Source organism: Bacillota bacterium, assembly GCA_012842395.1.
In the GTDB taxonomy this organism is placed as follows: Bacteria; Bacillota; SHA-98; order UBA4971; family UBA4971; genus UBA6256.
In genome coordinates, this window is record DUSX01000009.1 from 66,286 (window position 1) to 89,920 (window position 23,635).

Sequence of the window (23,635 nt, forward strand, 5' to 3'; positions counted from 1 at the left end):
CGCGCAGTGTGGCCCCGCCGAAGGGTGGCGCGAACTTTTGGCGACATACTTAGCGCAGCGGAGAGGAGGCTTGCGGAATGGTGTCAGATGAGACCGACGCCCGGGGGAGCGCCGCGCGGGAGCCTCTGCGGCGCGACGCGCTTGCCATCATGAGAGCGGCGTTGGCGGCCGTGGATCCCTACGAGGCGGTGAAACGTCAGCTGTCGCTCGAAGGGGATATCCTCACGATAGGGGGACGGCGTTACGACCTTGCGAAGATCGCCCACGTGTATGTGGTGGGCGCTGGCAAGGCGAGCGCCCGCATGGCGCTTGCGGTGGAAGAGGTCCTGGGGGACCGGGTGACAGCGGGGCTCGTGAACGTAAAGTACGGTCACTCCGAGGCGTTGAGCAAGGTCCGCGTTCGGGAGGCGGGGCACCCGGTTCCCGATGCCGCAGGGCTCGAGGGTGCGCGCGAAATGCTGGACCTCGCGAGCGCGGCCGGGGAGGACGATCTCATCATCTGCCTCATCTCGGGCGGCGGGTCGAGCCTCCTGCCGCTTCCGGCGCCCGGCATCGGGCTTTCGGACAAGCAGGCGACGACGCAGGCCCTTCTGAGGTGCGGCGCCACGATCCATGAGATGAACGCGGTCAGGAAACACATCTCCCTCGTAAAAGGCGGCGGCCTTGCCCGGGCGGCCGCGCCGGCCCATGTGGTCTCGCTCATCCTTTCGGACGTGATCGGGGACGACCTCGATGTAATCGCCTCGGGCCCCACGGTCCCGGATACGAGCACGTTCGCCCGGGCCTTCGAGGTGCTGGATCGTTACGGCGCGCTCGAGACCGTCCCGGCAGCGGTCAGGCATCGCCTTGAGGCGGGGGTGCGGGGCGAGGTTCCCGAGACGCCGAAGCCTGGAGATCCGCTCTTCGAGAAGGTGGCCAACATCATCGTCGCCAGTAATGCCCTGGCAGTTGACGCCGCGGCCCGGAGCGCCACTCGGCTGGGTTACAATCCCCTCGTGCTGTCGTCGCGCGTTCAAGGCGAGGCCAGAGAGGTGGGGCGCGTGCTCGCCGCCATCGCACGTGAGATCCGTGCGAGCGACCGCCCCGTGCCCAGGCCCGCATGCGTGTTGGCGGGAGGTGAGACCACGGTGACGCTCAAGGGTGCCGGGCTCGGAGGACGCAACCAAGAGCTCGCGCTGGCGGCCGCGCTCGACATCGAAGGTCTCGACGGCGTGCTCGTGATGGCTGTGGGCACCGACGGCACGGACGGCCCGACGGATGCGGCGGGCGCTATCGCCTTCGGCGACACGGTGGCGCGGGCGCGCGAGGCCGGGCTTGACCCCCGAGCGTATCTCCGGGACAACGATTCGTACCATTTCTTTGACGCGCTGGGCGACCTCGTTATCACAGGCCCCACGCGCACCAACGTCATGGACATCATCGCGGTCCTCGTAAGGTAGTCGCGGGGTGCGCCCAGCAGAGCCCGGGCTCGGCGGCTCGATGGCGGCGGCAGGTGGCCGCCGTGGATCACTATCCTGAAAGCATGATTATCCCGGCCAAGGCGAAGTACACCGCGAGCACCACGAGGAAGCATCCGCACACCAGAAGGACGGCCCTGTATACGGCGTCGTTGAGCAGTCTCCTTCCGGTCACCACTATCAACGAAACCAGGAAGTACCACGCGAAGTCGGAGGAGATGTGGCCAGCGTAGAAGGCCGCGGAGGCCGCGCGTCCTTGCTGAAGGGCAAGCCCGACCGAGGTCGCGCCGATGGTGGCCCACCAGAGTGTCCAGTAGGGGTTGGAGACGGTTGCCAGCGCGCCGGCCGCAAAGGAAGCGACGTCTCCGCGCGCGGCCGACAGCTTGCCCGAGGCCCGAAGATGCGGCCCCGCCTCAGGCGCTGGCGCTCGCTGCTGCCCCCTGACAGCCACGGGCATCGGGGCAGCGCTCCATGCCGTCTTGATGGTGCCGTACGCCATCCACGCGAGCATGACGCTCCCGGCAAGCCCTATGGCCCCAGCCACAGGCCGCCTCGAAAGGATCCCGCCGAGCCCGAAGGCGAAACCGACAACCACCATGAGCTCCAACACTCCGTGCGCGGTTACCGCGAGCATGCCCCCGCGGAGCCCCCGTCTCGACGTCTCGCTGATGTTGACCACGAGGAGGCTTCCCGGCATCATCGCGCCGGAGAGGCCCACGACAAAAGCGCTGGCGAATATGGCTGCGATGTTCATCGTCTCTTTCACCGTCCGCTCCGCAAGTTGTCGTTCTACATTCATCACGCGTGCCAAGATTCCTCCAAGCATGGCGCCGAGACTCCTCGTCTTTTCTCAAGAGGCGGCTGAGGTCGGCAGTGGTGGCCGCAGGTGGCCGTACGGCAGGGCGTGGGAGAGACCTTGTCGCGTCCGCGGCGCCCGTCCCCGCCCGCGCCCCACTCCGGCGGGCGCTGACCGTCCATCTCCCCTTAACCAGCGTGTCACAATCGTTAACATGGGCGTCACATGCGGGTAAACTCGGTATGCAATAATAGCCGTGGCTCGAGCGGCTCGAGCCGAACATGAGCCAGCGTCCAGCTCCACGCGCTCGCCGGAGGAAACGCGCGACCCGTCTCAACCGGGGCTACTGCCGAGCCGGGCCGTGGCGGTAGGTGGGGGTCGCCGCCCCGCTCCATCACCACGCGCCGACCCGGCAGACGGGAACGCTGGGATGCAAGTTCATCCGAAGGAGGTTTTTGGAGCATGAAGTTGGACACAAAGAGCGAGAGCTTCATGAAAGCGGCGCCTGCTCTCATCCTCGCTCTCGTGCTGTGTGTAAGCCTCTCCGTAGGGCGGGTTGAAGCGAGGAGCCAGATAACCATCCAGGGCTCCACGACAGTCCTTCCCATCGCCCAGAGGGCGGCCGAGGTCTTCATGGCGAAGCATCCGGAGGTATCCATCTCCGTCAGGGGCGGTGGCTCTGGCAACGGCATAGCCGCGCTTGTCGATAAGGCCGTCCAGATCGCGACCGCCTCTCGCTTCATCAAGTTTGACGAGGTCAAGAAGGCGGTAGCAAACGGGGTGTACCCGGTCCCGCACCGGGTTGCCTTGGACGGCATCGCCGTGATCGTGAACCCTCAGAACCCCGTGGACAAGCTCACCGTCGGTCAACTGAAAAAGATATTCGCGGGCGAGATCACTAACTGGAAACAGGTCGGCGGGCGCGACCTGAAGATCGTGGTCGTGTCCCGCGACTCGAGCTCGGGAACGTTCGAGACATTCCAAGAGCTCGTGCTTCAAGGGGCGAGGGTCGCTGCCAGCGCCCTGTTGCAAGCCTCCAACGGCGCGGTGGCGGATGTGGTGACCAGGACCCCAGGAGCGGTGGGTTACGTCGGCCTCGGATATTTATCCGGCAAAGTGAAGGCTCTCAGGATCGGCACGACTGACAAGGCTTACGTGGACCCGTCAGTGGCGACGGTGCAGGCAGGGCAGTACCCGCTCGCGAGAGCGCTTTACATGTTCACAGACGGCTGGCCCACCGGCGATGAGGCGAGGTTCATAGACTTCGTGTTGAGCGCGGAGGGCCAAAGGATAGCGCAGGAGGAGGGCTTCGTCCCCCTCCGTTAACCCGCCGCGTCAGCCGGCCGCATGTGGCTCGGCAGCTCTCTTGGGCCGTCGGTCATAGCACAAAGCGCGCGGACAGCGCGGAAGGCACGCGGGCCGCGGAAGGACGGAGGGACGGAAGGAAGGCCGCGACGACCTTCCACAGGCGCGTCACGGAGACCCTGGCGCGGAAGCGGGAGGGATGGAATTGCGGAACCGAGTTCGAATACGCGAGACCCTCATATCGATCGTTCTCACCGTCGTTGCGTTCTCGTCGTTGGCGTTTCTCGTCGGCATCGTGCTCGTCCTCTTCAGGGAGGGTCTTCCCATATTCCGAGAGACCGGGCTTGGCGCGTTCATATTCGGGCGTGACTGGTACCCGACGTACGACCCTCCTTCCTTCGGGACGCTCCCGCTTATCGCTGCGTCGTTTCTGGTGACGGCAGGTGCCATGGTCATCGCCGTTCCGGTCGGCGTGGGCTCGGCGATCGCGATCTCGCAAGTCCTTCCGACACGTGCCCGAACGGTGGTCAAGCCGGTCGTGGAGCTTCTCGCGGGCGTGCCCTCGGTGGTATACGGGCTCTTTGGGATGCAGGTGATGGCACCGCTCGTGATGGACGCGTTCGGTCTTCCCACGGGCCTCACGGCGCTGACCGCCTCCATCGTTCTGGGGATCATGGCCCTCCCGACTGTGGTGAGCATCGCGGAGGACGCGATATCCGCCGTCCCCGGCACGTACAGCGAGGCCTCCTACGCGCTCGGCGCCACTAAGTGGGAGACCATGAGCCGGGTTATCGTCCCGGCTGCCTCCTCGGGCATCCTCACTGCCGTGCTGCTTGGGATGGGGAGGGCCATAGGCGAGACCATGACGGTCCTGATGGTCGCAGGCGGAGCCGCCGTGGTGCCGACCTCCTTCCTCCAACCGGTCCGGCCCATGACGGCCACGATCGCCGCTGAGATGGGCGAGGCGCCCGTGGGGGGAAGCCATTATCACGCGCTCTTCGCCATCGCTCTCGTGCTCTTCGTTGTGACGCTCGCGTTCAACATGGTGGCCGAGGTGTACACCCTGAGGTTCCGGAGGAGGGTGGCTGGCGCATGAGCGGTTCGCGAGATGCTTCGCGAGATGCTTCGCGAGATCTGGTGGCGGTGAGCGGCGCCGCCCTGAAAACGAAGGATGTTCGAACGGCAAGTCACGCGACTCAGGCGAGCGGCGACCTTTGGAAGAGACGGCGGCGGCGTCAGACGGTGATGTTGGCGCTCATCACGAGCACCCTGCTCGTCACCCTCGGGTTTCTCGCGTTGCTGGTGGGCTTCGTTGTCGCTCGAGGCGCAGGCGTCATAAGCTGGGAATTCATCAGCGAGATGCCGCGCAACGCCATGACCGAAGGAGGCATACTCCCGGCGATCCTCGGGACCCTCTACCTTGTCGCCGGAGCGATGGTGGTCGCCGCGCCGCTCGGCGTCGCGTCCGCCGTGTTCCTCACGGAATACGCGCACCAGGGACCGCTCGTGCGGGTGATCAGGATCGGCGTCAATAACCTCGCGGGGGTCCCGTCGGTGGTGTTTGGCTTGTTCGGTCTCGCGGTGTTCGTGAAAACGCTCGGGCTCGGCGTATCGATCGTCTCAGGCGCCCTGACGCTCGCGATAGTCGTGCTGCCCACGATCATACGGGCGTCTGAGGAGGCGATTCGAGCGGTCCCGGCCTCGTACCGGGAGGCGTCCCTCGCGCTGGGCGCCACGAGGTGGCAGACGGTGCGCTACGCGGTGCTCCCGTCGGCCATGCCCGGCATCCTTACAGGCTGCATCCTCGGTATCGGGAGGATCGCAGGAGAAACCGCTCCGATCATGTTCACGGCCGCCACGTTCTATACTGCACGTCTCCCCGGGTCCATATTCGAGGAAGTCCAGGCGTTGGCGTATCACATATACGCGCTCGTTACGGAGGGCACGCATCCCGAGGCTCAGGTGCCCATCGCTTTCGGCACGGCGCTCGTGCTTCTCGCGCTCGTCCTGGGCGTGAACCTTGTCGCGATAATCCTGAGGTCGCGGTATGAGAAGGCTCGCTAGACATAGGCGTCAACACATCAACGACACATCAACGCCGCGAATCCCGAAAGACGGCAGCCAATAAGGGCGACGAATGGGGCGGCGACCAAGGGCGACAAGAACACGTGGCGCAAGACTCAAACCGGAACGCGAGACGGCTGGGCGCGTCCCGCCTTAATGCGCATATTGCAGCAGGATATGGTTACTCTATGGTTAGCATCAAGCCAATCTCAGCGCAGGGGGTGAAAGCAAGTGGGCGACTGGCTGCGCCACATCGTGAGATTCATCGTGTCGGCTCTGGTGCTCATGTTCATCGGGCTCATAGTGCCGGGCTTCAGCACCTTGAGCTTCGTCAACGCCCTGATCGCAGCAGCGGTGATAACGGCGCTCGGATACATCATCGAGGCTGCCGTGGGAAGGAGCGTTTCTCCGTTTGGTCGGGGGGTAGTGGGATTCCTTGTGTCAGCCGCGGTCATCTACGTATCGCAGTACGTTGTTCCGGCGATGCGCGTCACGGTCCTCGGCGCCCTGATAGCCGCGTTCATTATAGGGCTCGTGGACACGTTCATCCCGACCACTTTGAGATAATCCGGCCGAGAGCCGACACATTGAGTACAAGGCCATGCGCACGGCCGAAAGCCTCGACTCGCGAGTTCCCCGCCCGTCCCGGACGGGGATTTTCGCTTGCTCCACCCCGCCTGCCGCGCCGCGTGCGCGAGCGCGCGTGCCGCCCCGCAAGACGCGCCCGCCGAACGCATCCCCCGCCATCCCGCGCCAGGAAGCGGCCTGGGCCGGACGGCATGGGAGGATATCACGCCACCGCTGACGAAACATCATTCGACTGCCCCAATTGGGTGCGGATTAGTTCTCGCCTCCTTTCGAGCAGTTACAAGGTTGTCGGCCTTGAACTCGGCGCGGCGTCCCAGGCGAGGCGCGCCTCGCCAAAGCCCAGCCCGCCTGGCTAGGCAACGGGGTTCTGAGCGGCCTTGTGCAATCACCGGCAGTCTCCTCCGGAAAGCCGGGAGCATCTTTGCACTCCCGCCTGGCGGGTTGGCCGGAGAACGAGGAGGAAAGCATACGTGAAGGGATTGTTGGACGTGATGGGACAGACCTTTTCCGGCGGGGTGCCGGTTGACAAACTCATTGACCTCGTGGTCGGCGCGGGCGGGACCATCATCCGCATCGTGCTTACGCTCATCCTTGCCTTCGTTCTGGTCAAGGCCTCGAACGCGCTTATCGACAGGCTCGTGACGCAGAGATCGGCGGAGGGAGAGGGACGCAGGTTCATGGACGAGCGCAAGGCCAAAACCCTCCGGTCCCTTCTCAAGAGCCTTCTCAAGTATGCCATATACCTTTTCGCCGGGATATCCATCCTCAACGAGCTCGGGGTGGACACCACGAGCCTGCTCGCGGGGGCTGGGCTCGCCGGCCTCGCGATAGGCTTCGGTGCGCAGAACCTCGTGCGTGACGTGATCAACGGCTTCTTCATCCTATTCGAGGACCAGTTCGCCGTCGGGGATTACGTTACGGTCGGCGATGCCGAGGGAATAGTGGAGTCCATAGGTCTTCGGACCACCAGCATAAGGGCTTTCAGCGGGGAACTGCAGATCGTGCCGAATGGTCAGATCTCCAAGGTCATCAACCACATGGGCAGTGCGATGCGCGTCCTGTTCGGAGTCACAGTAGACTATCGCACCGACATCGACCATGCGATGGAGGTGCTTACCCGCGACTTCGAGAAGGCAAAGACGGAGATCCCCGACATAGTTGAGGGCCCGACCGTTCTCGGTGTAAACGCGTTGGGCGAGTCCGGCGTGGAGCTTCTCGTCATAGCCAAGACGAGGCCCATGGAGCAGTGGCGCGTCGAGCGCGCCCTCAAGAAGCGCATCAAGGAGGTCTTCGATCGGGAGGGCATCATCATCCCGTACCCGTACATGCAAGTTCTCCTGAAGAGAAGCGAGGACGAGCCGTCAGATGGCCGGGACGGGAAGGCCGAAGGCCGAGGCGCCGCGACGGCGTGATCGGTCCAACGGGTTGCCGCCCGCACTCACGTTCGCCCCGTGAGGCCGCGAGGTGCAGCTTCCGGCCGGGCGCTGCACTACGTGCACCACGGGGGCACTCGATGGGAGAGCGGAGGAGGAGGCAAGGGCTCTTGAAATTCTACATAGGAGATGTGGTTAGGCTGAAGAAGGAGCACCCGTGCGGCTCCTACGAATGGGAAGTGATGCGCGTCGGGGCCGATTTCCGCATCAAGTGCCTGGGATGCGGGCGCGTGGTGATGATCAGCCGGTCGAAGTTCGAAAGGAGCGTCAAGCAGATAGTGTCGCGGCCGGGGGCCGGGGAGGGTGAGGCGTGATGGTGCGCATCGGCATCGTGGGGCTTCCCAACGCGGGCAAATCCACGCTCTTCAACGCTCTCACACGGGGCTCGGCGCTCGTGGCGAGCTACCCGTTTACTACTATCGACCCGAACGTTGGGGTCGTCCCGGTGCCAGACGAAAGGCTCGATACCATCGCTAGGCTCACAAGGCCGGAGAAGCTTACCCCCACCACAGTCGAGTTCGTGGACATCGCGGGGCTCGTGAAGGGCGCGAGCCGGGGAGAAGGGCTTGGCAACCGCTTCCTCGGGCACATAAGGGAGGTCGACGCCATCGCGCACGTGGTGAGGTGCTTTGAGGACCCCGACGTGCCGCACGTGGCTGGAAGGCTAGACCCGGTAAGCGACGCCGAGGCCGTCGAGATCGAGCTCATCCTGGCGGACCTCGAAACCGTGGAGAAGAGACGGGAAAAGACCGCGAGGATGTGCAAGGGCGGCAACAAGCGGTACGCAGAGGAAACAGCGCTCATGGACAGGCTGAAGAGCGAGCTCGAAGCGGGCAAGCCCGCCAGGCTCGTCCCCGTCTCTCCCGAGGAGAGGGAGATCATCGAGGGGCTGTTCCTCTTGACGATGAAGCCGGTCGTGTACGTCGCCAATGTCGGCGAGGACGATCCCAAGGACGCGGCAGGACGCGTGCGCGCCCTCACGGCATGGGCGGCGGCCCGTGCGGACCGGGCGCCCGTGGTTGCGATATCGGCGAAGATCGAGTCGGAGCTCCTGAGCCTCGAGCCGGGCGAGGCCGCGGAATATCTGCGCGAGTTGGGAATTGAGTCGTCGGGGCTCGACAGGGTTGTGCTGGCGGCGTACCGCGTCCTCGATCTCATAACCTTCTACACGACCAAGGGGCCGGAGACGAGGGCGTGGACTCTGCGCAGGGGAAGCACCGCTTACGAAGCGGCGGGCAAGATCCATACCGATATCCAGCGGGGGTTTATCAAAGCAGAGGTGGTCGGTTACGATGAATTGGTGGCCGCGGGCTCGTTCGCGCAGGCGAGAGAGAGGGGGCTCCTGAGGCTCGAAGGCCGGGACTACGTGGTGCAGGACGGAGACATAATCCTCTTCAGGTTCACCGAGTCGGCCCACTAAGGATGGAGGCCCCCCGGCGAGGCGCGCAAGTCACCCGTACGTGTCGTTGCTCCGCGCCGGCGACGATGCTATAATAGGGACGGCGATTGTCCCGAAAACGCCAAAGCGTCATCCCTGCTCCACGCGTGGCGTGGGGCCATAAGTCCAGAGGGAGGTGAAAGAGATGCGGGATTATGAGACCATGTTTATCCTCAAGCCCGACCTGGAGGAGGAAGCCGTCAACGCGGCGGTCACGAAGTTCCAAGACCTGGTGACCGGCGGGGGCGGAACCGTGAGCAACGTTGACAGGTGGGGCAAGAGGAGGCTCGCGTACGAGATCGCGGGCTACACGGAGGGCATATACGTGGTCATGGAGTTCTCCGCGGAACCTGGCGTCGCTCGCGAGCTGGAACGGGTGTTTCGCATCACCGACGAGGTGATCAGGCATCTCATCGTGAGGAAGGGCGACTAGCTGCCGATTAGCGATACGCCTGGGCGATGCCCTGGGCAGGGTGGTGTGCGACGGTGAATAAGGTCCTTCTTGTGGGAAGGCTGGCACAGCAACCGGAGCTCCGTTACACCCAGAACGGGGTCGCCGTTGCTAGGTTCACGGTGGCGGTGAGCCGCCCGTTCACCAACCAGCAGGGGGAACGCGAGGCCGACTTCATTGACGTCGTGGTCTGGCGTACCCAGGCGGAGAACTGCGCCAATTACCTTGCCAAGGGAAGACTTGTGGGCGTGGAGGGGCGGCTGCAGATCCGATCGTACGAGACTGCCGAGGGGCAGAAGCGGCGCGTAGCCGAGGTTGTCGCCGACAGGGTGGAGTTTCTCGACCGTGGTAAGGAGGGCGCTCAGGGCGGGCAAGACGTGCCGGGCCAAGGTTTTCCGGATGACGCGGTCGGCTCCGGCGATGATGTGCCGTTCTGATTCGCAAGGCTACGGTGGGGGCCACGGGTGAAGGCCCGGGTCGAGGTTTCCCTATTGCGGAGGCCGCTCGAAGCGGGCGGCGAAGTCCAGTCCGAAAGGAGCGAAAGCCTGGTAAGCGAGAGGTCGGCTCGCAGACCCGATCTGTGCGGTCTGCGCCAAGGGATGCCGAGCTCCTGAGCCAGGAGTCGAAATGAGACGTGAAAAAGGGCGCAAATCCAAGAAGCGAGTTTGCAGCTTCTGCGTGGACAAGATAGACGCCGTTGATTACAAGGACGTGGCGCGGCTGCGCAGGTTCATCACGGAAAGGGGCAAGATCATCCCGCGCCGTATATCGGGGAACTGCGCAAGGCACCAGCGCCAAGTCACGACAGCCATCAAGAGGGCCCGGCTCGTGGCGCTGCTGCCCTTCACAGCGGAGCAGTAGGCGGCGGACACCGCCGAGGCGCTGGGGCGACGGAGCACACGCACGGGCGTGCACCGGAATCTTAGGTGTTTCGGGCGTTTCATCCGGCGGGAGGGGGGATAACCCCCTCCCGCTTTTGGGGCGATCCCCTTCGGCGCGATCCCCTTCGGCGCCTGCGCGACTATGCGAGGCGAGGCGATGGACGGAGGCCCGCGGCGGGCGCCCGCACGCAGATTCCAGCGTCCGCGGCACGAACCCCAGGGCGCCGGGTGGAAGTGGACTGGTGGCCGTCGTGACGGCCATCTTCCCAGTCGTGCCAGCAATTGTTTGGATGCGGCCTGAAGGAGAAGGGCGTAAAATTAGAGAATAAGTCAGGCGAACGCGAGGGCCGCGTCGGGCGGAGGGAGGCAGGACACCATATGGCTTTTCTGGAAGGCGTCGGGGCCAGGGAGCAGGAGACCATCTCCCGGGCGGACATCGCCCGCAACCTGAAGACCATCGAATGGCTCAAGACGGAGCTTGTGTCGAATATCGCGTCCCTCTTCAAAAGCATGTTGAAGACGAGCGATGAGGGCAGCGCGGATTCGCTCGCCAACATCGTGGTGGGGTGCTACCTTCTCGGCAAGCGCCTTGGCCTTCCTCACTCAGCGCTTGACGCCAAGATAAGGGAGAAGATCAACGCCAACATCGAGCAAAACCACGAGATCGAAGCTTGGTATGGCGATTTCACGGCCTTGAAGAGGCACCTTGCCGAGAGGAAGATGTGAAGGAATGCCCCGCCGTTCGATAGCCACGAGGACTCTAGTAGAAAGCGCGCTTCTCGTGGCGATGGCCACGATATTCTGTGTGCTTGACGCCTACGTGCCGGTTTTCGCCCTGGTGTACCCGCTGCCCATCGTCGTGCTGGTGGTGAGGCACGGCGTGGAAGCGGGAGTGTGGGCCACCGCGGTCACGATCGCGGCTACGAGCATGTTTGTGGGGTTTGCGCAGGGCTTGACGGTTCTGGCGAAGGTCGGCATCATAGGCATCACGCTCGCCTGGTGCATCAGGCGACGGCTCCCGCCCTTGCGAACGCTCCTTCTGACATGCGTCGCGGTGGCGGTCGCGATGGCACTCATACTCGGGCTTGGCGCTTGGCTGGGCGGGTTCAGCCTCGCGGCGGTCGAGGAGATGTTCCGCAAGAGCCTGAGCTCAGCCGTGGACTTCTACAGAAGGCTTGGGATGTCTGAAGCGCAGCTTCAGCAGGTGCAGACGCAGTTATCGCAGCTCGTCGAGACCGCCAAGGTCATCCTCCCCGCGTCGATCACCATGGCGATCGTGGGGATTGCCGGGGTCAACTATCTTATCGCGCGGCTCGTCCTGGGCCGGCTGGGATACAAGATGGAGGAGATACCGCCGTTCGCCAAGTGGAGGGTTTCGTGGCCCTTTGGATGGGGGTATATCGCTGCGCTGGTCCTTTCCATGGCCGGCCAGGCAACGGGGATCCCCATCCTATGGAAGGCCGGGGCCAACCTCCTGTCGCTCTTCAGCACGCTTTTCCTTGTACAGGGGCTTGCGCTGGCCTGGTATCTCATGAACCGCTACCAGCTGAACACGGCGGTGAGGATCCTCCTTGGAGTGTTCGCGGCCTTGAATCCGACCGTCCTACAGATAGTATCTTGGGTGGGACTGTTCGACGCATGGTTTGATTTCCGCAAGCTTTCTTGGGGAGGCGGGGGGAAGAGAACGTGAAAGTGATTCTGAAGCAAGATGTCAAGGGGCTCGGGCGCGAGGGCGATACCGTAAAGGTGGCCGACGGGTACGCTCGCAATTTCCTTATCCCCCGTGGGCTTGCGATCGAGGCGTCTAGCCGCAACCTCAGAATCCTCCAGGCGGAGAAGGCAGCCATGGAGAGGAAGGCCGACAAGGAGCTTGCGCTTGCACGCAAGCTCGCCCAGGAGTTTGCGTCCGGTGGCATTACGATACGCCGCAAGAGCGGCGAGGGAGGCCGCCTCTTCGGGTCGGTCACCGCCAGGGACATCGCCGACGCCATCAAAGAGGTGCTCGGCGTGGAGGTCGACAGGAGGAAGATCGAGCTTTCCGAGCCCATCAAGGCGGTGGGCTCCTATACAGTCCCGGTGAGGCTCCACCCACAGGTGCCGGCACGAGTAATGATCGATGTGCAGCCGCAGTCGGAAGGGGACCAGGATGGATGAATGGCATCATAGCGAGGATATTCAAGGGATCCGGCGCGCAGCAGGCAGCACCGCGGGGCGCTGCTGAGGACGAGCTTCAGAGGCAGGTTTCGGCGCTCATGGGCGTTCTCGCCCACATTTACGGCGCCGACAAGCTGGTGCTCAAGGCGGGGAAGCTGGAAGCGCTGGAGCTCATGAAGTCCGCGGCCCTGCGCGATCGGGTCATCGCCCTGCAGCGGCTCGTGTTCGACGACCCCACTATCGAGGAGATCCCCCAAGGGAAAGACATACACGACGTGATAAGCGAAGTCGAGGACGAGATCGCGGACATCCTTGCCAGGCGCGAGGTGGAGGGCAGGCTCGAGAAGCGCATCGCGGAGCGGATGCGCAAGAAACAAGAAGAGTACGTGCGCGAGGTCAAGATGCAGGTTCTCAAGGAAGAGGGACCTGCCGACAACGCGCACACGTTGAAAAAGTACGCGGAGCTCGAGAAGCTCGAGACGAGGAAGCTCGCGAAGTCCGCTATGGAGCTCCTGAAGCCGCGACGCCTCAGCGAGGTGGTCGGCCAGGAACGTGCGATCCAGGCCCTCCTCTCCAAGATCGCATCGCCCTTCCCGCAACACGTGATACTTTACGGGCCGCCGGGGGTCGGCAAGACCACAGTGGCGCGGCTGGTCCTGGAAGAGGCGAAGAGGCTCAAGTTCACGCCTTTTGCAAGGAACGCGAAGTTCGTGGAAGTCGACGGTGCGACGCTCCGCTGGGACCCTCGCGAAGTCACGAACCCCCTCCTGGGATCGGTGCACGACCCCATCTACCAAGGGGCAAGGCGCGACCTGGCGGAGACTGGAGTGCCCGAGCCGAAGCTCGGCCTCGTGACGGAGGCGCACGGGGGAGTCCTCTTCATCGACGAGATAGGAGAAATGGATCCCATCCTCCTCAACAAGCTCCTCAAGGTGCTGGAGGACAAGAGGGTGTACTTCGACTCGTCGTACTATGACCCGCAGGACCCGCACGTGCCGAAGTACATCAAGAAGCTCTTCGAGGACGGCGCTCCGGCCGATTTTGTCCTGATCGGGGCGACGACTCGAGATCCCTCGACCATAAACCCGGCCATCAGGTCGAGGACGGCCGAGGTGTACTTCGAGCCACTGACATGCGCGCACATCAAGCAGATCGTGGAGGACGCGGCACGCCGCATGAAAGTCACGCTTGAGCCCGGCGTCGCCGATATAATCAGCGACTATACCATCGAGGGGCGAAAGGCGACTGCCATACTGGCAGACGCGATGGGTCTCGCGGTGTACCGGGCCGGCGAGAGGCCTCGCAAGCTCACGGTCACGGTGGAACATGTGCTGGAGGTCATAAGGAGCGCCCGAATGACGCCCTTCGTTCTCGTGAAGGCCCAGGATCGCGCGGAGGTCGGGCACGTGTTCGGCCTCGGCGTGAGCGACTTTGTGGGCACGGTCATCGAGATGGAGGCCATAGCCTTCCCTGCCCGCGAGGGCGGCAAGGGCACCATCAGGTTCAACGACACCGCGGGGAGCATGGCCAAGGACTCCGTGTTCAATGCGGCGTCGGTCTTCAGGAAGGTGACCGGGCGCGACCTCGCAGACTACGACGTGCACGTGAACGTGGTGGGCGGGGGGCTCATAGACGGTCCGTCCGCTGGGAGCGCGATACTCGTGGCCATCCTCAGCGCCGTCACCGGGACGCCTGTAAGGCAGGATGTGGCGATCACGGGTGAGATATCCATCCAGGGCAAGGTGAAGGGCGTTGGGGGCGTCTTCGAGAAGATCTATGGCGCACGCCAAGCGGGCATGAAAAAGGTTATCGTCCCGCAGGAGAACGCGAAAGACGTTCCGCCGGACCTGCGGGGTATAGAGGTAGTGCCAGTCGAGCGAATCGAGGACGTGATCGCCCACGTTTTCGAGGGCGGCGCGCTGAAGCCTCCCGAGGAGTGGGAGGGCCGGGACGCGCCGTTTTCCCGGAGCGCAGCGACCGTCCAGGGCTCCAGCTCCAGCGAGGAGGGGCACGCGGCATCGCCCGCGCAGGCACTCTAGCGACGGGCGACGGCGAGACGCATTGAGCGCCGCGTCGGCGGTCGAGAGGTCCTGCTGGCGCAAGCCTGCTTCTGACAGGCGGGCGCATCCTGCCCGGGCCCGGGTGGTGAGCGGCGGGGGCGCGGCGCGCGGGCACGGCGGGGTGGACGGCGCAGGCACAGGGCGCGAGCGTGGGGTGCGCGATTCTGAGCGCGCCCGCGGGTCCCGGCGCGCTCCGCTCGGGTAATGGGGAGCTGTCGGGCTGGGGCTGCGCGCCGTTGCGCGCACTAGGGCTTGGCCATATCGGCGCCTGAATTGTGGCAATAATACTACTTGGGAAGGTTGGGAGAGGGGACCACCCCTTCCCAGGACGGTTGTCCGTGCGCGGCCAATAGTGCGGCCGGTAGCACGGGACACGCGGGTTATTTGCACGGGAGGTAAGAACCGCATGGAGGCAGCAGTTGGGCTGGAGCGCGTGCCGCCTCAGAACACCGAGGCGGAACAGGCAACTATTGGCTCCATGCTTCTCGAGAGAGACGCAATCGTCAAGGCGCTCGACATCGTGGGCGCAGAAGACTTTTACAAGGATGCCCACAGGGTCATCTTCGAGACCATCGTCAACATGTATGATAGAGGCGAACCCATCGACCTGGTGACGGTCACGGAGGAGCTCCGCAAACACGGGGCGCTCGAGAAGGTCGGGGGCGTATCGTACATAACGACCCTCGCGGGCGTGGTGCCCACTGCGGCGAACGTTGAGTACTACGCCAGGATAGTTAAGGAAAAGTCCCTTTACCGCGCCCTCGTCAGGGCGGGGACGACGATAGCGTCCCTCGGCTACGAGGGAACTGAGGACGTCGAGCTCGCGCTGGACCAGGCGGAGCAGATGATCTTCTCCCTCTCGCAGCAGCGCGGCAGGCAGGGCGTGGCGGACATAAAGGCCGTCCTAGTTGATACGTTCGAGCGCATCGAGAAGCTGTATGAAAGCAAGGGCAAGATCACGGGCGTCCCGACGGGGTTTACGGATCTCGATGCGATGCTCACGGGGTTGCAGCCGTCGGACCTCATCATCATCGCAGCGAGGCCGTCCATGGGGAAGACGAGCTTCGCCCTGAACATCGCCGCCCATGCCGCACTGAACGAGAAGATACCCGTGATCATCTTCAGCCTCGAGATGTCCCGGGAGCAGCTGGCGATGCGTCTGCTCTCCGCCGAGGCGAAAGTGGACGGGCAGAGACTGCGCAGGGGCCAGCTCGTGGACGAGGACTGGAAGCGGCTTTCATACGGTCTCGGACGGTTGAGCGAGGCTCCCATCTTCATCGACGACAGCCCCTCCATGACCGCCCTCGACATCAGGGCGAAGGCGCGGCGGCTCAAGGCGGAGCACGGATTGGGGCTCGTGGTCATAGACTACCTGCAGCTCGTCCAAGGGCGCGGGCGCGCGGAGAGCAGGCAGCAGGAGATAGCCGAGATCACGCGTTCCCTAAAGTCTCTCGCCCGTGAGCTGAAGGTGCCCGTGGTTGCACTTGCCCAGCTCAGCCGGGCGGTAGAGGCTGCGGCGGAGCGCCGGCCCTTGCTGAGCCATCTCAAGGAGAGCGGCGAGATCGAAACTTCCGCGGACGTGGTGGCGTTCATCTACCGGGAGGATTACTACAACAAGAACACGCAGAAGAAGAACATAGCCGAGATCATCGTTGCTAAGCAACGGAACGGGCCGACCGGCTCAGTCGAACTCATGTGGCACAAAGAGTACACGCGCTTCGAGAACCTCGAACGCGTCGGGCGTCCGACGTCCGCCTGACATATTTGACACAACCGCGTCGCCTTGGGTCGCCTTGGCCCAAGCTTTAGCGTCATACGCGCCGTGCGCCAGGGGGAACCTAACAAAACAGGCGTGGGGCCGCGCGGGGCGAGGCCTGAGCAGCCGCGGCCTTGGGGCGGCCCAGGGAGAGCGATCAAGGGAGGTGGGCCCTCGTGCCCGCAGTAGCCGTCGTGGGAGCCCAGTGGGGCGATGAAGGAAAAGGAAAAGTGACCGACCTTCTGGCCGGCCGCGCGGATGTGGTCGCGCGCTATTCGGGAGGCAACAACGCCGGCCACACGGTGCAGATAGATGGCGAGATCTTCAGGTTGAAGCTGATCCCTTCCGGTATCTTCTATCCCGGCAAGATAAACGTCATCGGCAACGGGGTGGTAGTCGATCCCGCCTGGCTCGTGGAGGAGATGGACTACCTGGAAGGGAAGGGTATCAGCCTCGCGGGCCTCAGGATCAGTGAGAAGGCTCATGTCATCATGCCGTACCATATCCTCATAGAAAAGCTGGAGGAAGAGGAGAAGGGCGCCGCCCGCATCGGGTCCACCGGGAGGGGCATAGGGCCGGCATACACGGACAAGGTTGCGAGGCTCGGCATAAGGATCGTGGACCTCGTGGACAGGGATGCTCTTTCTCGGAGGCTGGATGTCGTCCTTCCCATCAAGAACAAGGTGATCGAGCGGGTATACGGTGCAAAGGGCTTCGACAAGGATGAGCTCATGGAGTGGGCTTTGAAGCCTGCTGCGCGCATAAAGCCGCACGTCACCGACACCTCCGCCCTGCTGAACGACGCCATTGACAGCGGCAAGAACGTGCTTTTCGAGGGCGCGCAGGGCACGATGCTCGATGTGGATCACGGCACGTATCCATTCGTGACCTCGTCGTCGCCCACCGCTGGCGGCATCGCGCCGGGCACCGGAGTCGGCCCGAGAAAGATCACAAAGGTCATCGGCGTCACGAAGGCCTACACCAGCCGTGTCGGTGCGGGCCCAATGCCGACTGAGCTCAAGGATGAGACAGGGGACAGGCTGCGCGAGCGCGGCCAGGAGTACGGCACGGTCACAGGGCGTCCGAGGCGGTGTGGGTGGCTCGACGCTGTCATCGTGCGCTACGCGGCACGTGTGAACGGCCTCGACGGCATCGCCGTCACGCACCTCGACACGCTCTCCGGCTTTCCCAAAGTGCGGATATGCACGGCGTACAGGTATCGCGGCGATGTCCTGCGCGATTTCCCCGCGAACCAGAGCGTCTTCGCCGAGTGTGAGCCTGTGTACGAAGACCTGCCCGGCTGGCCTGAAGGCTCGTGCACCGTCCAACGATATGAAGACCTCCCTGCGGCAGCCAAAGCCTACCTGACGCGCGTAACAGAGCTGGTGGGTGTGCCGGTGCTCATCGTCTCCACGGGCAGGGAGAGGACCGAGACACTCGTTCTCGGGGAGATCTTCTGATAAGCGAGACGATAAATAAGCGAGAGCGCGGTGGCCGCCGGCGCCAGCCAAGGTCGCTGGCGGCCGCCGCAGGCGCCCCGCGCTCGACGGCTGTCAAGTGCCCGCTCTTGTCTGCGCTCGCCTACAGCTGGCTCGCCCGTCTGATCCCGAGGGCCTTCTCCAGGTCTATGGCGTGGTTCTGCTCCACCAAGACGATGTTGCGGATCTTTTGAGCGGCGTCGTACAGGCCGACAGCTTCAAGCTGCTGGATGCGGGTGAGGTACCGCCCTATGGCGTCGTATTCGGCCTGGAGATCTTGGGTGATCATGGTCGCGTTGTCGGGCGACGTCGCGCGGTCGGCGACCTCGACAGTAGGCACGCCCCCGAGATACTGGACGAGGTCTGACACGATCACGCTATGCTCGTGCTCGTCCTGGGCGTGTTGCAACTCTTCCTGAATCACCGCCACGTATTCTGGCCCGGTCAGCATGCTTGCGTGTTGGATGTACTGGATCATGGCGGCGTATTCCCACATGAGGTCCAGGTTGAGCCCGGCTATGATCTCGTCCCGGTCCCGCGCCGGGATCCTGTAGGGTGGCTGGAGATACGCGCGATCCTCGCGCTCCCCGGTCATGTGACTCACCTCCCGATGCGTCCTGAGCGTCATCTTGGCGTGGCTCCATCAACACACTCTATGCACCGGCAGCCGATACTGTACCGGTCGACTCCACGCCACGGCACGGTCGTAGGCGGGCTTTCGACGGCGCTGTGGGAGGAAAACGGGTCGCTACGGCGAAGACATGGTGCCAAATGAGGAGCTGAGCAGGTAGCATGGCACGCACTCGAGAAAAGGGCCAGGGAGAGGGCAACCGGTCGCTCGCTGCGTTCGCGCGAGGGGCGAGGCTTGCGGTTCCCGTGGTCATGGGGTACGCGCCCGTTGGCCTCGCGTACGGGGTGATAGCACGCCAGTCAGGGCTGTCGCCCGCGGAAGCGGTGCTCATGTCGGTTCTGGTGTATGCAGGATCCGCGCAGTTCATCGCGTGCGGCCTGATATCGTCGGGAGCTGCGGCGGCCGGGGTGGTGGGCACGACTCTTCTCGTGAACCTGCGGCACGTGCTCTACAGCATGTCCCTTCTGCCTAGGGTGAGGCATTTGTCCCAGAGTTTGCTGGCGCTGGTGGCGTTCGGGATAACGGATGAAACCTACGGGGTCGCGATCGGCGCCTTTCCCCCGGACGAGCGTGCGGACTGGAGGGAGGTCGCCGGGCTCAATTTGGTCTCATACGCTGCCTGGGTTGCGACGTCGCTCGGCGGAGCGGTGCTCGGAGAAAGGGTGGGGGACGGTGCGAGGCTGGGGATGGATTTCGCCCTTCCGGCGATGTTCATCGGCCTCCTCGTGATGCAGCTGAGGAACCGCATAGCGCTGCTCGTGGCCGGGGTAGCGGGCGTGGTCGCCGTCGCCGTGGCGGCAAGCCCGTTCGACCGGTGGGCCACGGTGATCGCGACCGTGGTTGCTGCCTCTGTTGGAACGGTCCTGGAGGCGACGGGCCGAGGCGGTGCAAGCGGTAACCCCTCACAAGGGGACGGGCGACCGAGCGCAGGGCCAGGGCGCGCAGCCGGGCGGCTGCGCGATTAGGCGGTGAGGACGACTTGAGCGTGAGGATCTCCATACTGGCGATCGTGGGCGGGATGTTCGCGGTGACGTATCTGTCCCGCGCCCTGCCGCTCGTGACGTTATCTCGCAGGCAGATGCCGCTGTGGCTCAAGACGTGGCTCGTGTACGTGGGGCCAGCGGTGCTCGCGGCGCTCGCCGCGCAGAGCATCCTTGTGAGCGGTGGCAAGCTCGCGTTCGGCAAGGAGAACGTGTACCTCATCGCCTCGGTGCCCACGATAATCGTGGCGGCACGCACCAAGGGCCTGCTGCTTCCCGTCGTGGTTGGCGTGGGCTGCGTCATGATCCTGAGGGCTATGGGTGTAGCTGGCTAAAGGCGGGGCGAGGCAGCCTCACGGGCATACCAGAAAGGATCGGCGCATTTCCGGATCGGGCTAACGCGCGAAACGATGGAGGCCCGCCTTCCGGGCGAGCCGCACGGCCTCCTCATACTCCCGCGCCGTTATCGGGCGGTCCAGCGGAGGATGCTCGCGGGCGCGGTACTCGGGGCGATATTGCGACATGATGTTGATGTACGTGTCGCGCGAGATCTCGTCCGCAATGAACTTGACGATCTCGGCGGTCCCCGCGAGCCCTCCCGGGAGGACCAGGTGGCGCACGAGAAGACCCCGCCAGGCAATGCCGTCCTCGTCGATCCACAGATCTCCTACCTGGCGGTGCATTTCCTTGAGGGCCGCCTTGACCACCTTGGGGTAGTCCGGCACGTGCGAATACCGCAGGCCTATATCGGGATCGGCGTATTTCACGTCGGGCATGTAGATGTCGACGACCCCATCGAGGAGCCTGAGAGCGGAGACCGATTCGTAGCCGCCGCAGTTGTACACGAGCGGAACCTCGAGGCCGCGCTCACATGCGGCGACGAGGGCCGCCAGAATATGTGGCATGTAGTGCGTGGGCGTCACGAGGTTGATATTGTGGCACCTCATGTCTTGCAGCTCTATCATCATGTCTGCAAGCTCCGATATTGAGACAGTGCGCCCTAAGCGCATCTGGCTTATGTCCCAGTTCTGGCAGAAGACGCAGCGGAGATTGCATCCGGTAAAGAAGATCGTGCCCGATCCATGGGTGCCGACGAGAGGCTCCTCCTCGCCGAAGTGCGGGCCGTAGCAAGAAGGAATAGGCCGCGCCAAGTCAAATAGATGCGTTCGAGGCGAGCAACGCAACGATCCATGGGAGGAGGAGCCACGATGGCAGGTGCTGGGGCAGGTGCTGGTGTTGACGTCGGCAGGCTTGCCGTGTCGTACTTCGACGGTGGGTTCAATTGCGCAGAGGCCACGCTCAAGGCTGTGTGCGAGGCCCTCGGGCTGGACCACGAGCGGATCCCGGCCATGGCGACGGCTTTCGGAGGCGGGATAGGTCGCAGGGGCTACACGTGCGGGGCCGTGAGCGGCGCAGCGGTGGCTGTCGGCTTGATGATGGGCCGCATGCGCGCGCAAGACCCAAAGGACCCTTCGTACAACACCGTAGGGCGTTTCGTCGACGACTTCGTTAAGGAGTTCGGGACCCTCATGTGCAGGGATATCTCGGGCGTGGACTTCCTGACCGAGGAGGGGCAGAGGAAATACAAGGAATACGCCCACTCAGAAAGGTGCTGCCCGGCTGTGCAGTTCGCGGCACGCAGGATATGCGACCTTTTAAAGGCCGGAGTCGCCGACACTGGCGGCCGCTGAGGAAGCTCAGAGACGAAGCTCAGAGACCTCACGGCACCATAGCCAAACGGGACGGCATCTAGCGCGCGAACGAACATCTGGGGTACAAAAATGGAGCGGATGACGGGATTCGAACCCGCGATCCTCGGCTTGGGAAGCCGATGCTCTACCGCTGAGCCACATCCGCTCGTAAGAGTTGCGAATTTTACTTGTCGTTAGGCGACATCCTGCCGCCCATCCTTAGTATACGTCGCCCGCCTGCCCGAGTCAACTCACCACTCAACGAAGCCGTGGCGCGCGTGCAGGGCTAGGAACGAGCCAAAAGTGGTGGTCGCTGCTGGACTCGAACCAGCGACCTCTACGATGTGAGCGTAGCGCTCTAACCAACTGAGCTAAGCGACCACTTCAACCACATGACCGTGCCGTCGACTCTGTCGGCGCACTGTCATTATACCCCAAGACGCCATGAAAGGCAAGAGGGGCTTCGAGCCTTGAGCGTCGCCTGCGCGGGTGTGCCCGGCGGCGGCCCCTCCCTTGCCGTCCACATTGCCATCGATCACGTACAAAACAAATGGCGCTCCCAGCGGAATTCGAATCCGCGTCGCCGCCTTGAAAGGGCGGTGTCCTAGGCCCCTAGACGATGGGAGCGCGAGCTCTATTCTCCATAGAGACTGCGGTTCGTGATCCACCGGCACTTCCGGCGGCATTTCGTATGCTACCACAACAACCTCGCCCCTGTCAAGACCGGCGGCTCGAGGCCCGAGCGAGGCCCGAGGCCCCGAGTAGGCGAAGCTATGCGGGGCGCGACGGCGGCGGAGAGGGCGTGAGCGCCGACGCGGCCGTCCTTCGGTGCCGGAGAGCGCGCCAGACCGATGAGAGCGCGAAGGCCACCCCGGAGACCATGACGATGGCGGCGCCCGGGGTGAGGTCGAACGCGTAAGACAGCCACAGGCCCGTCAGGGTGAAGACCGCGCCGAGGAAGCTCGAGAGGGCCATCATCCTGCCGAGGTGGGCGGTGAATTGTCGGCTCACGGCCGCGGGGATCGTGAGGAGGGCTATGGTCAGGATGAGGCCGACGACGCGCATGGCCATGACGGCCGTGAGCGCGACGAGGCCGAGGAGAACGAGGTACAAGGCCTCCACGGGAGCGCCTGCAACCAGTGCGAACTCCTCGTCGAACGATACGGCAAGGAACTCCTTGTAGAGGGCGACCACGGTCAGGATGATAACGGCGTCAAGCACGGCCATGAGCGTGATGTCGCTCGCGGGAACCGCGAGTATGCTGCCGAACAGGTAGCTCATGAGGTCCGCGGAATAACCGGGTGTCATGTCGATGAGGATTATCCCAAGGGCCATGCCCATAGCCCACATGATGCCAATGGCGATGTCCACGCCCTGCCGCGCCCGCCTGCTGACGACGCCCATGGCGAGGGCCGCGCCAAGGCTGAATGATACCGCACCTGCGACCGGGCTTGCGCCGAGGAAGATTCCAAGGCCGATGCCGCCGTATGCTGCGTGCGAGATGCCCCCCGCCAGGAACACGATGCGGTTCACCACTACGTAAGTGCCGATTATCCCGCACGCCACGCTGACCAGGATGCCTGCCGCAAGCGCGTTTCTCATGAACTCGTATTGGAGCGCGTTCAGCATCGATCATGGACCTCCCCGGAGACGTCGGTCGTCATCTCGTTGTGCGTGTCCAGGACGCGGTGGGCGAGCCCGTGCGCGATGAGATCCACTGGACACTCGTATGCGACGTCCAGCATGTCCCTGGTGATCTCCCTGGAATCATGGTAAACGAGCCTGCGGTTCAGGCAGGCGATGGACTTCACGTAAGAGGAAATGACGCCGATGTCGTGCGACACCATCACTATCGCCACTGTCTCGTTCAGAGCACGCAGGAGATCATATAACCCCGCCTCGACGCGGCTGTCGAGGGCCGCCGCGGGCTCGTCGAGGAGAAGGACCTTGGGCTCTGCGGCGAGCGCCCTCGCTATCAGCACCCGCTGCCTCTGGCCCCACGAAAGCTGTCCTATCTGGCGGTCTTTGAGTTGGAACATGTCGACGGCCTCGAGCGCCCTTGCGGCGATCGCCTGGTCTGCGCCGGTGTACCCTCGGAAGAGCCCCCTGTGCCCCAGCCGCCCCATGAGCACGACATCCCAGACGCTTACAGGGAAGTCCCGGTCGAAGAGGGAGTATTGCGGCACGTACCCGAGGAACCTGCGCCCTTTCAGCGGTGTTGTTCCGAGCACCGTCACCCTTCCGCGTCTAGGCTTCGTAAGGCCGAGGATGGTCTTGAGGAGAGTAGTCTTGCCGCCGCCGTTGGGGCCGATAACCCCAATGAAGTCGCGCTCGCGCACGGCAAACGTGACGTCCTCCAACACGGTGGCGCCGTCGTACTCTACCCAGACGTTTTCGAGGCGTATAACCTCCATCCTTAAGATCACGCTCCCAGGGTGGCCGGTCATGTCGCAGGCCTGTCTTGGCCATTCT

At 63.9% G+C, this 23,635-nt stretch carries 25 protein-coding genes and 3 tRNA genes; 20 read left to right on the forward strand and 8 right to left on the reverse strand.

Annotated features, from left to right (window positions below):
* The first annotated feature begins 77 nt into the window (after nucleotides 1-77).
* The gene (locus GX515_03785; protein HHY32138.1) at nucleotides 78-1,439 is read left to right on the forward strand and encodes a glycerate kinase; all 1,362 of its coding nucleotides are present in this window, start codon (nucleotides 78-80) and stop codon (nucleotides 1,437-1,439) included.
* Between the two features lie 70 nt (nucleotides 1,440-1,509).
* On the opposite strand, the gene GX515_03790 is transcribed toward GX515_03785, so the two are convergent.
* Nucleotides 1,510-2,283, reverse strand: coding sequence for a LysE family transporter (locus GX515_03790; protein HHY32139.1), 774 nt, complete (start codon nucleotides 2,281-2,283; stop codon nucleotides 1,510-1,512).
* A 462-nt stretch (nucleotides 2,284-2,745) separates the two neighbouring features.
* Between GX515_03790 and GX515_03795 the strand changes: the two genes are divergently transcribed.
* The 16 genes from GX515_03795 to GX515_03870 all read left to right on the forward strand — a co-directional run bounded on the left by GX515_03795 (nucleotide 2,746) and on the right by GX515_03870 (nucleotide 17,843).
* Nucleotides 2,746-3,579 (forward strand): phosphate ABC transporter substrate-binding protein, encoded by an 834-nt coding sequence (locus GX515_03795; protein ID HHY32140.1) that lies wholly within the window; start codon nucleotides 2,746-2,748, stop codon nucleotides 3,577-3,579.
* Nucleotides 3,580-3,757: 178 nt separating this feature from the next.
* The gene (gene pstC / locus GX515_03800; GenBank protein HHY32141.1) at nucleotides 3,758-4,654 is read left to right on the forward strand and encodes a phosphate ABC transporter permease subunit PstC; all 897 of its coding nucleotides are present in this window, start codon (nucleotides 3,758-3,760) and stop codon (nucleotides 4,652-4,654) included.
* Nucleotides 4,655-4,803: 149 nt separating this feature from the next.
* Nucleotides 4,804-5,622: a phosphate ABC transporter permease PstA gene (pstA, locus tag GX515_03805; protein HHY32142.1), complete on the forward strand. Its 819-nt coding sequence runs from the start codon at nucleotides 4,804-4,806 to the stop codon at nucleotides 5,620-5,622.
* Between the two features lie 243 nt (nucleotides 5,623-5,865).
* Nucleotides 5,866-6,189 carry a phage holin family protein gene (locus GX515_03810; protein ID HHY32143.1) on the forward strand — a complete coding sequence of 108 codons (324 nt, stop codon included), beginning with the start codon at nucleotides 5,866-5,868 and terminating at the stop codon, nucleotides 6,187-6,189.
* Nucleotides 6,190-6,680: 491 nt separating this feature from the next.
* On the forward strand, nucleotides 6,681-7,622 hold the full coding sequence (locus GX515_03815) for a mechanosensitive ion channel family protein (protein HHY32144.1): 942 nt from the start codon (nucleotides 6,681-6,683) through the stop codon (nucleotides 7,620-7,622).
* A gap of 101 nt (nucleotides 7,623-7,723) precedes the next feature.
* The gene (locus GX515_03820) at nucleotides 7,724-7,957 is read left to right on the forward strand and encodes a DUF951 domain-containing protein (protein HHY32145.1); all 234 of its coding nucleotides are present in this window, start codon (nucleotides 7,724-7,726) and stop codon (nucleotides 7,955-7,957) included.
* Nucleotides 7,958-7,959: 2 nt separating this feature from the next.
* Nucleotides 7,960-9,063, forward strand: coding sequence for a redox-regulated ATPase YchF (ychF, locus tag GX515_03825; GenBank protein HHY32146.1), 1,104 nt, complete (start codon nucleotides 7,960-7,962; stop codon nucleotides 9,061-9,063).
* 163 nt (nucleotides 9,064-9,226) lie between these two features.
* The gene (locus GX515_03830) at nucleotides 9,227-9,514 is read left to right on the forward strand and encodes a 30S ribosomal protein S6 (protein HHY32147.1); all 288 of its coding nucleotides are present in this window, start codon (nucleotides 9,227-9,229) and stop codon (nucleotides 9,512-9,514) included.
* Nucleotides 9,515-9,540: 26 nt separating this feature from the next.
* Entirely contained in the window at nucleotides 9,541-9,969 is a 429-nt protein-coding gene (ssb, locus tag GX515_03835) for a single-stranded DNA-binding protein (GenBank protein ID HHY32148.1), read from the forward strand.
* 190 nt (nucleotides 9,970-10,159) lie between these two features.
* Nucleotides 10,160-10,393 (forward strand): 30S ribosomal protein S18, encoded by a 234-nt coding sequence (locus tag GX515_03840; protein ID HHY32149.1) that lies wholly within the window; start codon nucleotides 10,160-10,162, stop codon nucleotides 10,391-10,393.
* A gap of 398 nt (nucleotides 10,394-10,791) precedes the next feature.
* On the forward strand, nucleotides 10,792-11,139 hold the full coding sequence (locus tag GX515_03845) for a hypothetical protein (protein HHY32150.1): 348 nt from the start codon (nucleotides 10,792-10,794) through the stop codon (nucleotides 11,137-11,139).
* Nucleotides 11,140-11,143: 4 nt separating this feature from the next.
* Nucleotides 11,144-12,103 (forward strand): YybS family protein, encoded by a 960-nt coding sequence (locus GX515_03850; protein HHY32151.1) that lies wholly within the window; start codon nucleotides 11,144-11,146, stop codon nucleotides 12,101-12,103.
* Complete coding sequence (locus GX515_03855; protein HHY32152.1) at nucleotides 12,100-12,567, forward strand: 50S ribosomal protein L9; 468 nt, start codon at nucleotides 12,100-12,102, stop codon at nucleotides 12,565-12,567. Before GX515_03850 ends, GX515_03855 begins: the two co-directional genes overlap by 4 nt.
* Nucleotides 12,564-14,606, forward strand: a complete 2,043-nt coding sequence (lonC, locus tag GX515_03860) for an ATP-dependent protease, Lon family (protein HHY32153.1) — start codon at nucleotides 12,564-12,566, stop codon at nucleotides 14,604-14,606. The genes GX515_03855 and lonC overlap by 4 nt, the downstream gene beginning before the upstream one ends.
* A gap of 427 nt (nucleotides 14,607-15,033) precedes the next feature.
* Nucleotides 15,034-16,386 (forward strand): replicative DNA helicase, encoded by a 1,353-nt coding sequence (gene dnaB / locus GX515_03865; protein HHY32154.1) that lies wholly within the window; start codon nucleotides 15,034-15,036, stop codon nucleotides 16,384-16,386.
* A 173-nt stretch (nucleotides 16,387-16,559) separates the two neighbouring features.
* A complete protein-coding gene (locus tag GX515_03870; protein ID HHY32155.1) occupies nucleotides 16,560-17,843 on the forward strand; it encodes an adenylosuccinate synthase in 1,284 nt (427 codons plus the stop codon).
* Between the two features lie 121 nt (nucleotides 17,844-17,964).
* On the opposite strand, the gene GX515_03875 is transcribed toward GX515_03870, so the two are convergent.
* Nucleotides 17,965-18,456, reverse strand: coding sequence for a ferritin-like domain-containing protein (locus GX515_03875; protein HHY32156.1), 492 nt, complete (start codon nucleotides 18,454-18,456; stop codon nucleotides 17,965-17,967).
* Nucleotides 18,457-18,653: 197 nt separating this feature from the next.
* On the opposite strand from GX515_03875, the gene GX515_03880 reads away from it, so the two are divergent.
* Nucleotides 18,654-19,457: an AzlC family ABC transporter permease gene (locus GX515_03880; protein ID HHY32157.1), complete on the forward strand. Its 804-nt coding sequence runs from the start codon at nucleotides 18,654-18,656 to the stop codon at nucleotides 19,455-19,457.
* 20 nt (nucleotides 19,458-19,477) lie between these two features.
* Nucleotides 19,478-19,807: an AzlD domain-containing protein gene (locus tag GX515_03885; protein ID HHY32158.1), complete on the forward strand. Its 330-nt coding sequence runs from the start codon at nucleotides 19,478-19,480 to the stop codon at nucleotides 19,805-19,807.
* 60 nt (nucleotides 19,808-19,867) lie between these two features.
* Here GX515_03885 and GX515_03890 read toward each other — a convergent pair whose 3' ends face one another.
* Nucleotides 19,868-20,755, reverse strand: a complete 888-nt coding sequence (locus GX515_03890) for a radical SAM protein (GenBank protein ID HHY32159.1) — start codon at nucleotides 20,753-20,755, stop codon at nucleotides 19,868-19,870.
* Between the two features lie 24 nt (nucleotides 20,756-20,779).
* On the opposite strand from GX515_03890, the gene GX515_03895 reads away from it, so the two are divergent.
* Nucleotides 20,780-21,163, forward strand: coding sequence for a C_GCAxxG_C_C family protein (locus GX515_03895; protein ID HHY32160.1), 384 nt, complete (start codon nucleotides 20,780-20,782; stop codon nucleotides 21,161-21,163).
* A 91-nt stretch (nucleotides 21,164-21,254) separates the two neighbouring features.
* On the opposite strand, the gene GX515_03900 is transcribed toward GX515_03895, so the two are convergent.
* From GX515_03900 to GX515_03920, 5 genes are all read right to left on the reverse strand, one after another.
* Nucleotides 21,255-21,329: transfer RNA gene (locus GX515_03900), tRNA-Gly, on the reverse strand.
* Between the two features lie 138 nt (nucleotides 21,330-21,467).
* A tRNA-Val gene (locus tag GX515_03905) sits at nucleotides 21,468-21,544 on the reverse strand.
* A 170-nt stretch (nucleotides 21,545-21,714) separates the two neighbouring features.
* Nucleotides 21,715-21,790: transfer RNA gene (locus GX515_03910), tRNA-Glu, on the reverse strand.
* Between the two features lie 144 nt (nucleotides 21,791-21,934).
* Nucleotides 21,935-22,792 carry a metal ABC transporter permease gene (locus tag GX515_03915; protein ID HHY32161.1) on the reverse strand — a complete coding sequence of 286 codons (858 nt, stop codon included), beginning with the start codon at nucleotides 22,790-22,792 and terminating at the stop codon, nucleotides 21,935-21,937.
* Nucleotides 22,786-23,577, reverse strand: coding sequence for a metal ABC transporter ATP-binding protein (locus GX515_03920; GenBank protein ID HHY32162.1), 792 nt, complete (start codon nucleotides 23,575-23,577; stop codon nucleotides 22,786-22,788). Before GX515_03920 ends, GX515_03915 begins: the two co-directional genes overlap by 7 nt.
* Nucleotides 23,578-23,635 lie beyond the last annotated feature (58 nt).

Coding starts and splice junctions, on each gene's coding strand:
- GX515_03850 (HHY32151.1), top strand. CDS start 11,144: ATGCCCCGCCGTTCGATAGCCACGAGGACTCTAGTAGAAAGCGCGCTT.
- ssb (HHY32148.1), top strand. CDS start 9,541: ATGCCCTGGGCAGGGTGGTGTGCGACGGTGAATAAGGTCCTTCTTGTG.
- GX515_03920 (HHY32162.1), bottom strand. CDS start 23,577: ATGGAGGTTATACGCCTCGAAAACGTCTGGGTAGAGTACGACGGCGCC.
- GX515_03915 (HHY32161.1), bottom strand. CDS start 22,792: ATGCTGAACGCGCTCCAATACGAGTTCATGAGAAACGCGCTTGCGGCA.
- GX515_03820 (HHY32145.1), top strand. CDS start 7,724: ATGGGAGAGCGGAGGAGGAGGCAAGGGCTCTTGAAATTCTACATAGGA.
- GX515_03785 (HHY32138.1), top strand. CDS start 78: ATGGTGTCAGATGAGACCGACGCCCGGGGGAGCGCCGCGCGGGAGCCT.
- GX515_03875 (HHY32156.1), bottom strand. CDS start 18,456: ATGACCGGGGAGCGCGAGGATCGCGCGTATCTCCAGCCACCCTACAGG.
- GX515_03830 (HHY32147.1), top strand. CDS start 9,227: ATGCGGGATTATGAGACCATGTTTATCCTCAAGCCCGACCTGGAGGAG.
- lonC (HHY32153.1), top strand. CDS start 12,564: ATGAATGGCATCATAGCGAGGATATTCAAGGGATCCGGCGCGCAGCAG.
- dnaB (HHY32154.1), top strand. CDS start 15,034: ATGGAGGCAGCAGTTGGGCTGGAGCGCGTGCCGCCTCAGAACACCGAG.
- pstA (HHY32142.1), top strand. CDS start 4,804: ATGTTGGCGCTCATCACGAGCACCCTGCTCGTCACCCTCGGGTTTCTC.
- pstC (HHY32141.1), top strand. CDS start 3,758: ATGGAATTGCGGAACCGAGTTCGAATACGCGAGACCCTCATATCGATC.
- GX515_03790 (HHY32139.1), bottom strand. CDS start 2,283: ATGCTTGGAGGAATCTTGGCACGCGTGATGAATGTAGAACGACAACTT.
- GX515_03840 (HHY32149.1), top strand. CDS start 10,160: ATGAGACGTGAAAAAGGGCGCAAATCCAAGAAGCGAGTTTGCAGCTTC.
- GX515_03795 (HHY32140.1), top strand. CDS start 2,746: ATGAAAGCGGCGCCTGCTCTCATCCTCGCTCTCGTGCTGTGTGTAAGC.
- GX515_03845 (HHY32150.1), top strand. CDS start 10,792: ATGGCTTTTCTGGAAGGCGTCGGGGCCAGGGAGCAGGAGACCATCTCC.
- GX515_03880 (HHY32157.1), top strand. CDS start 18,654: ATGGCACGCACTCGAGAAAAGGGCCAGGGAGAGGGCAACCGGTCGCTC.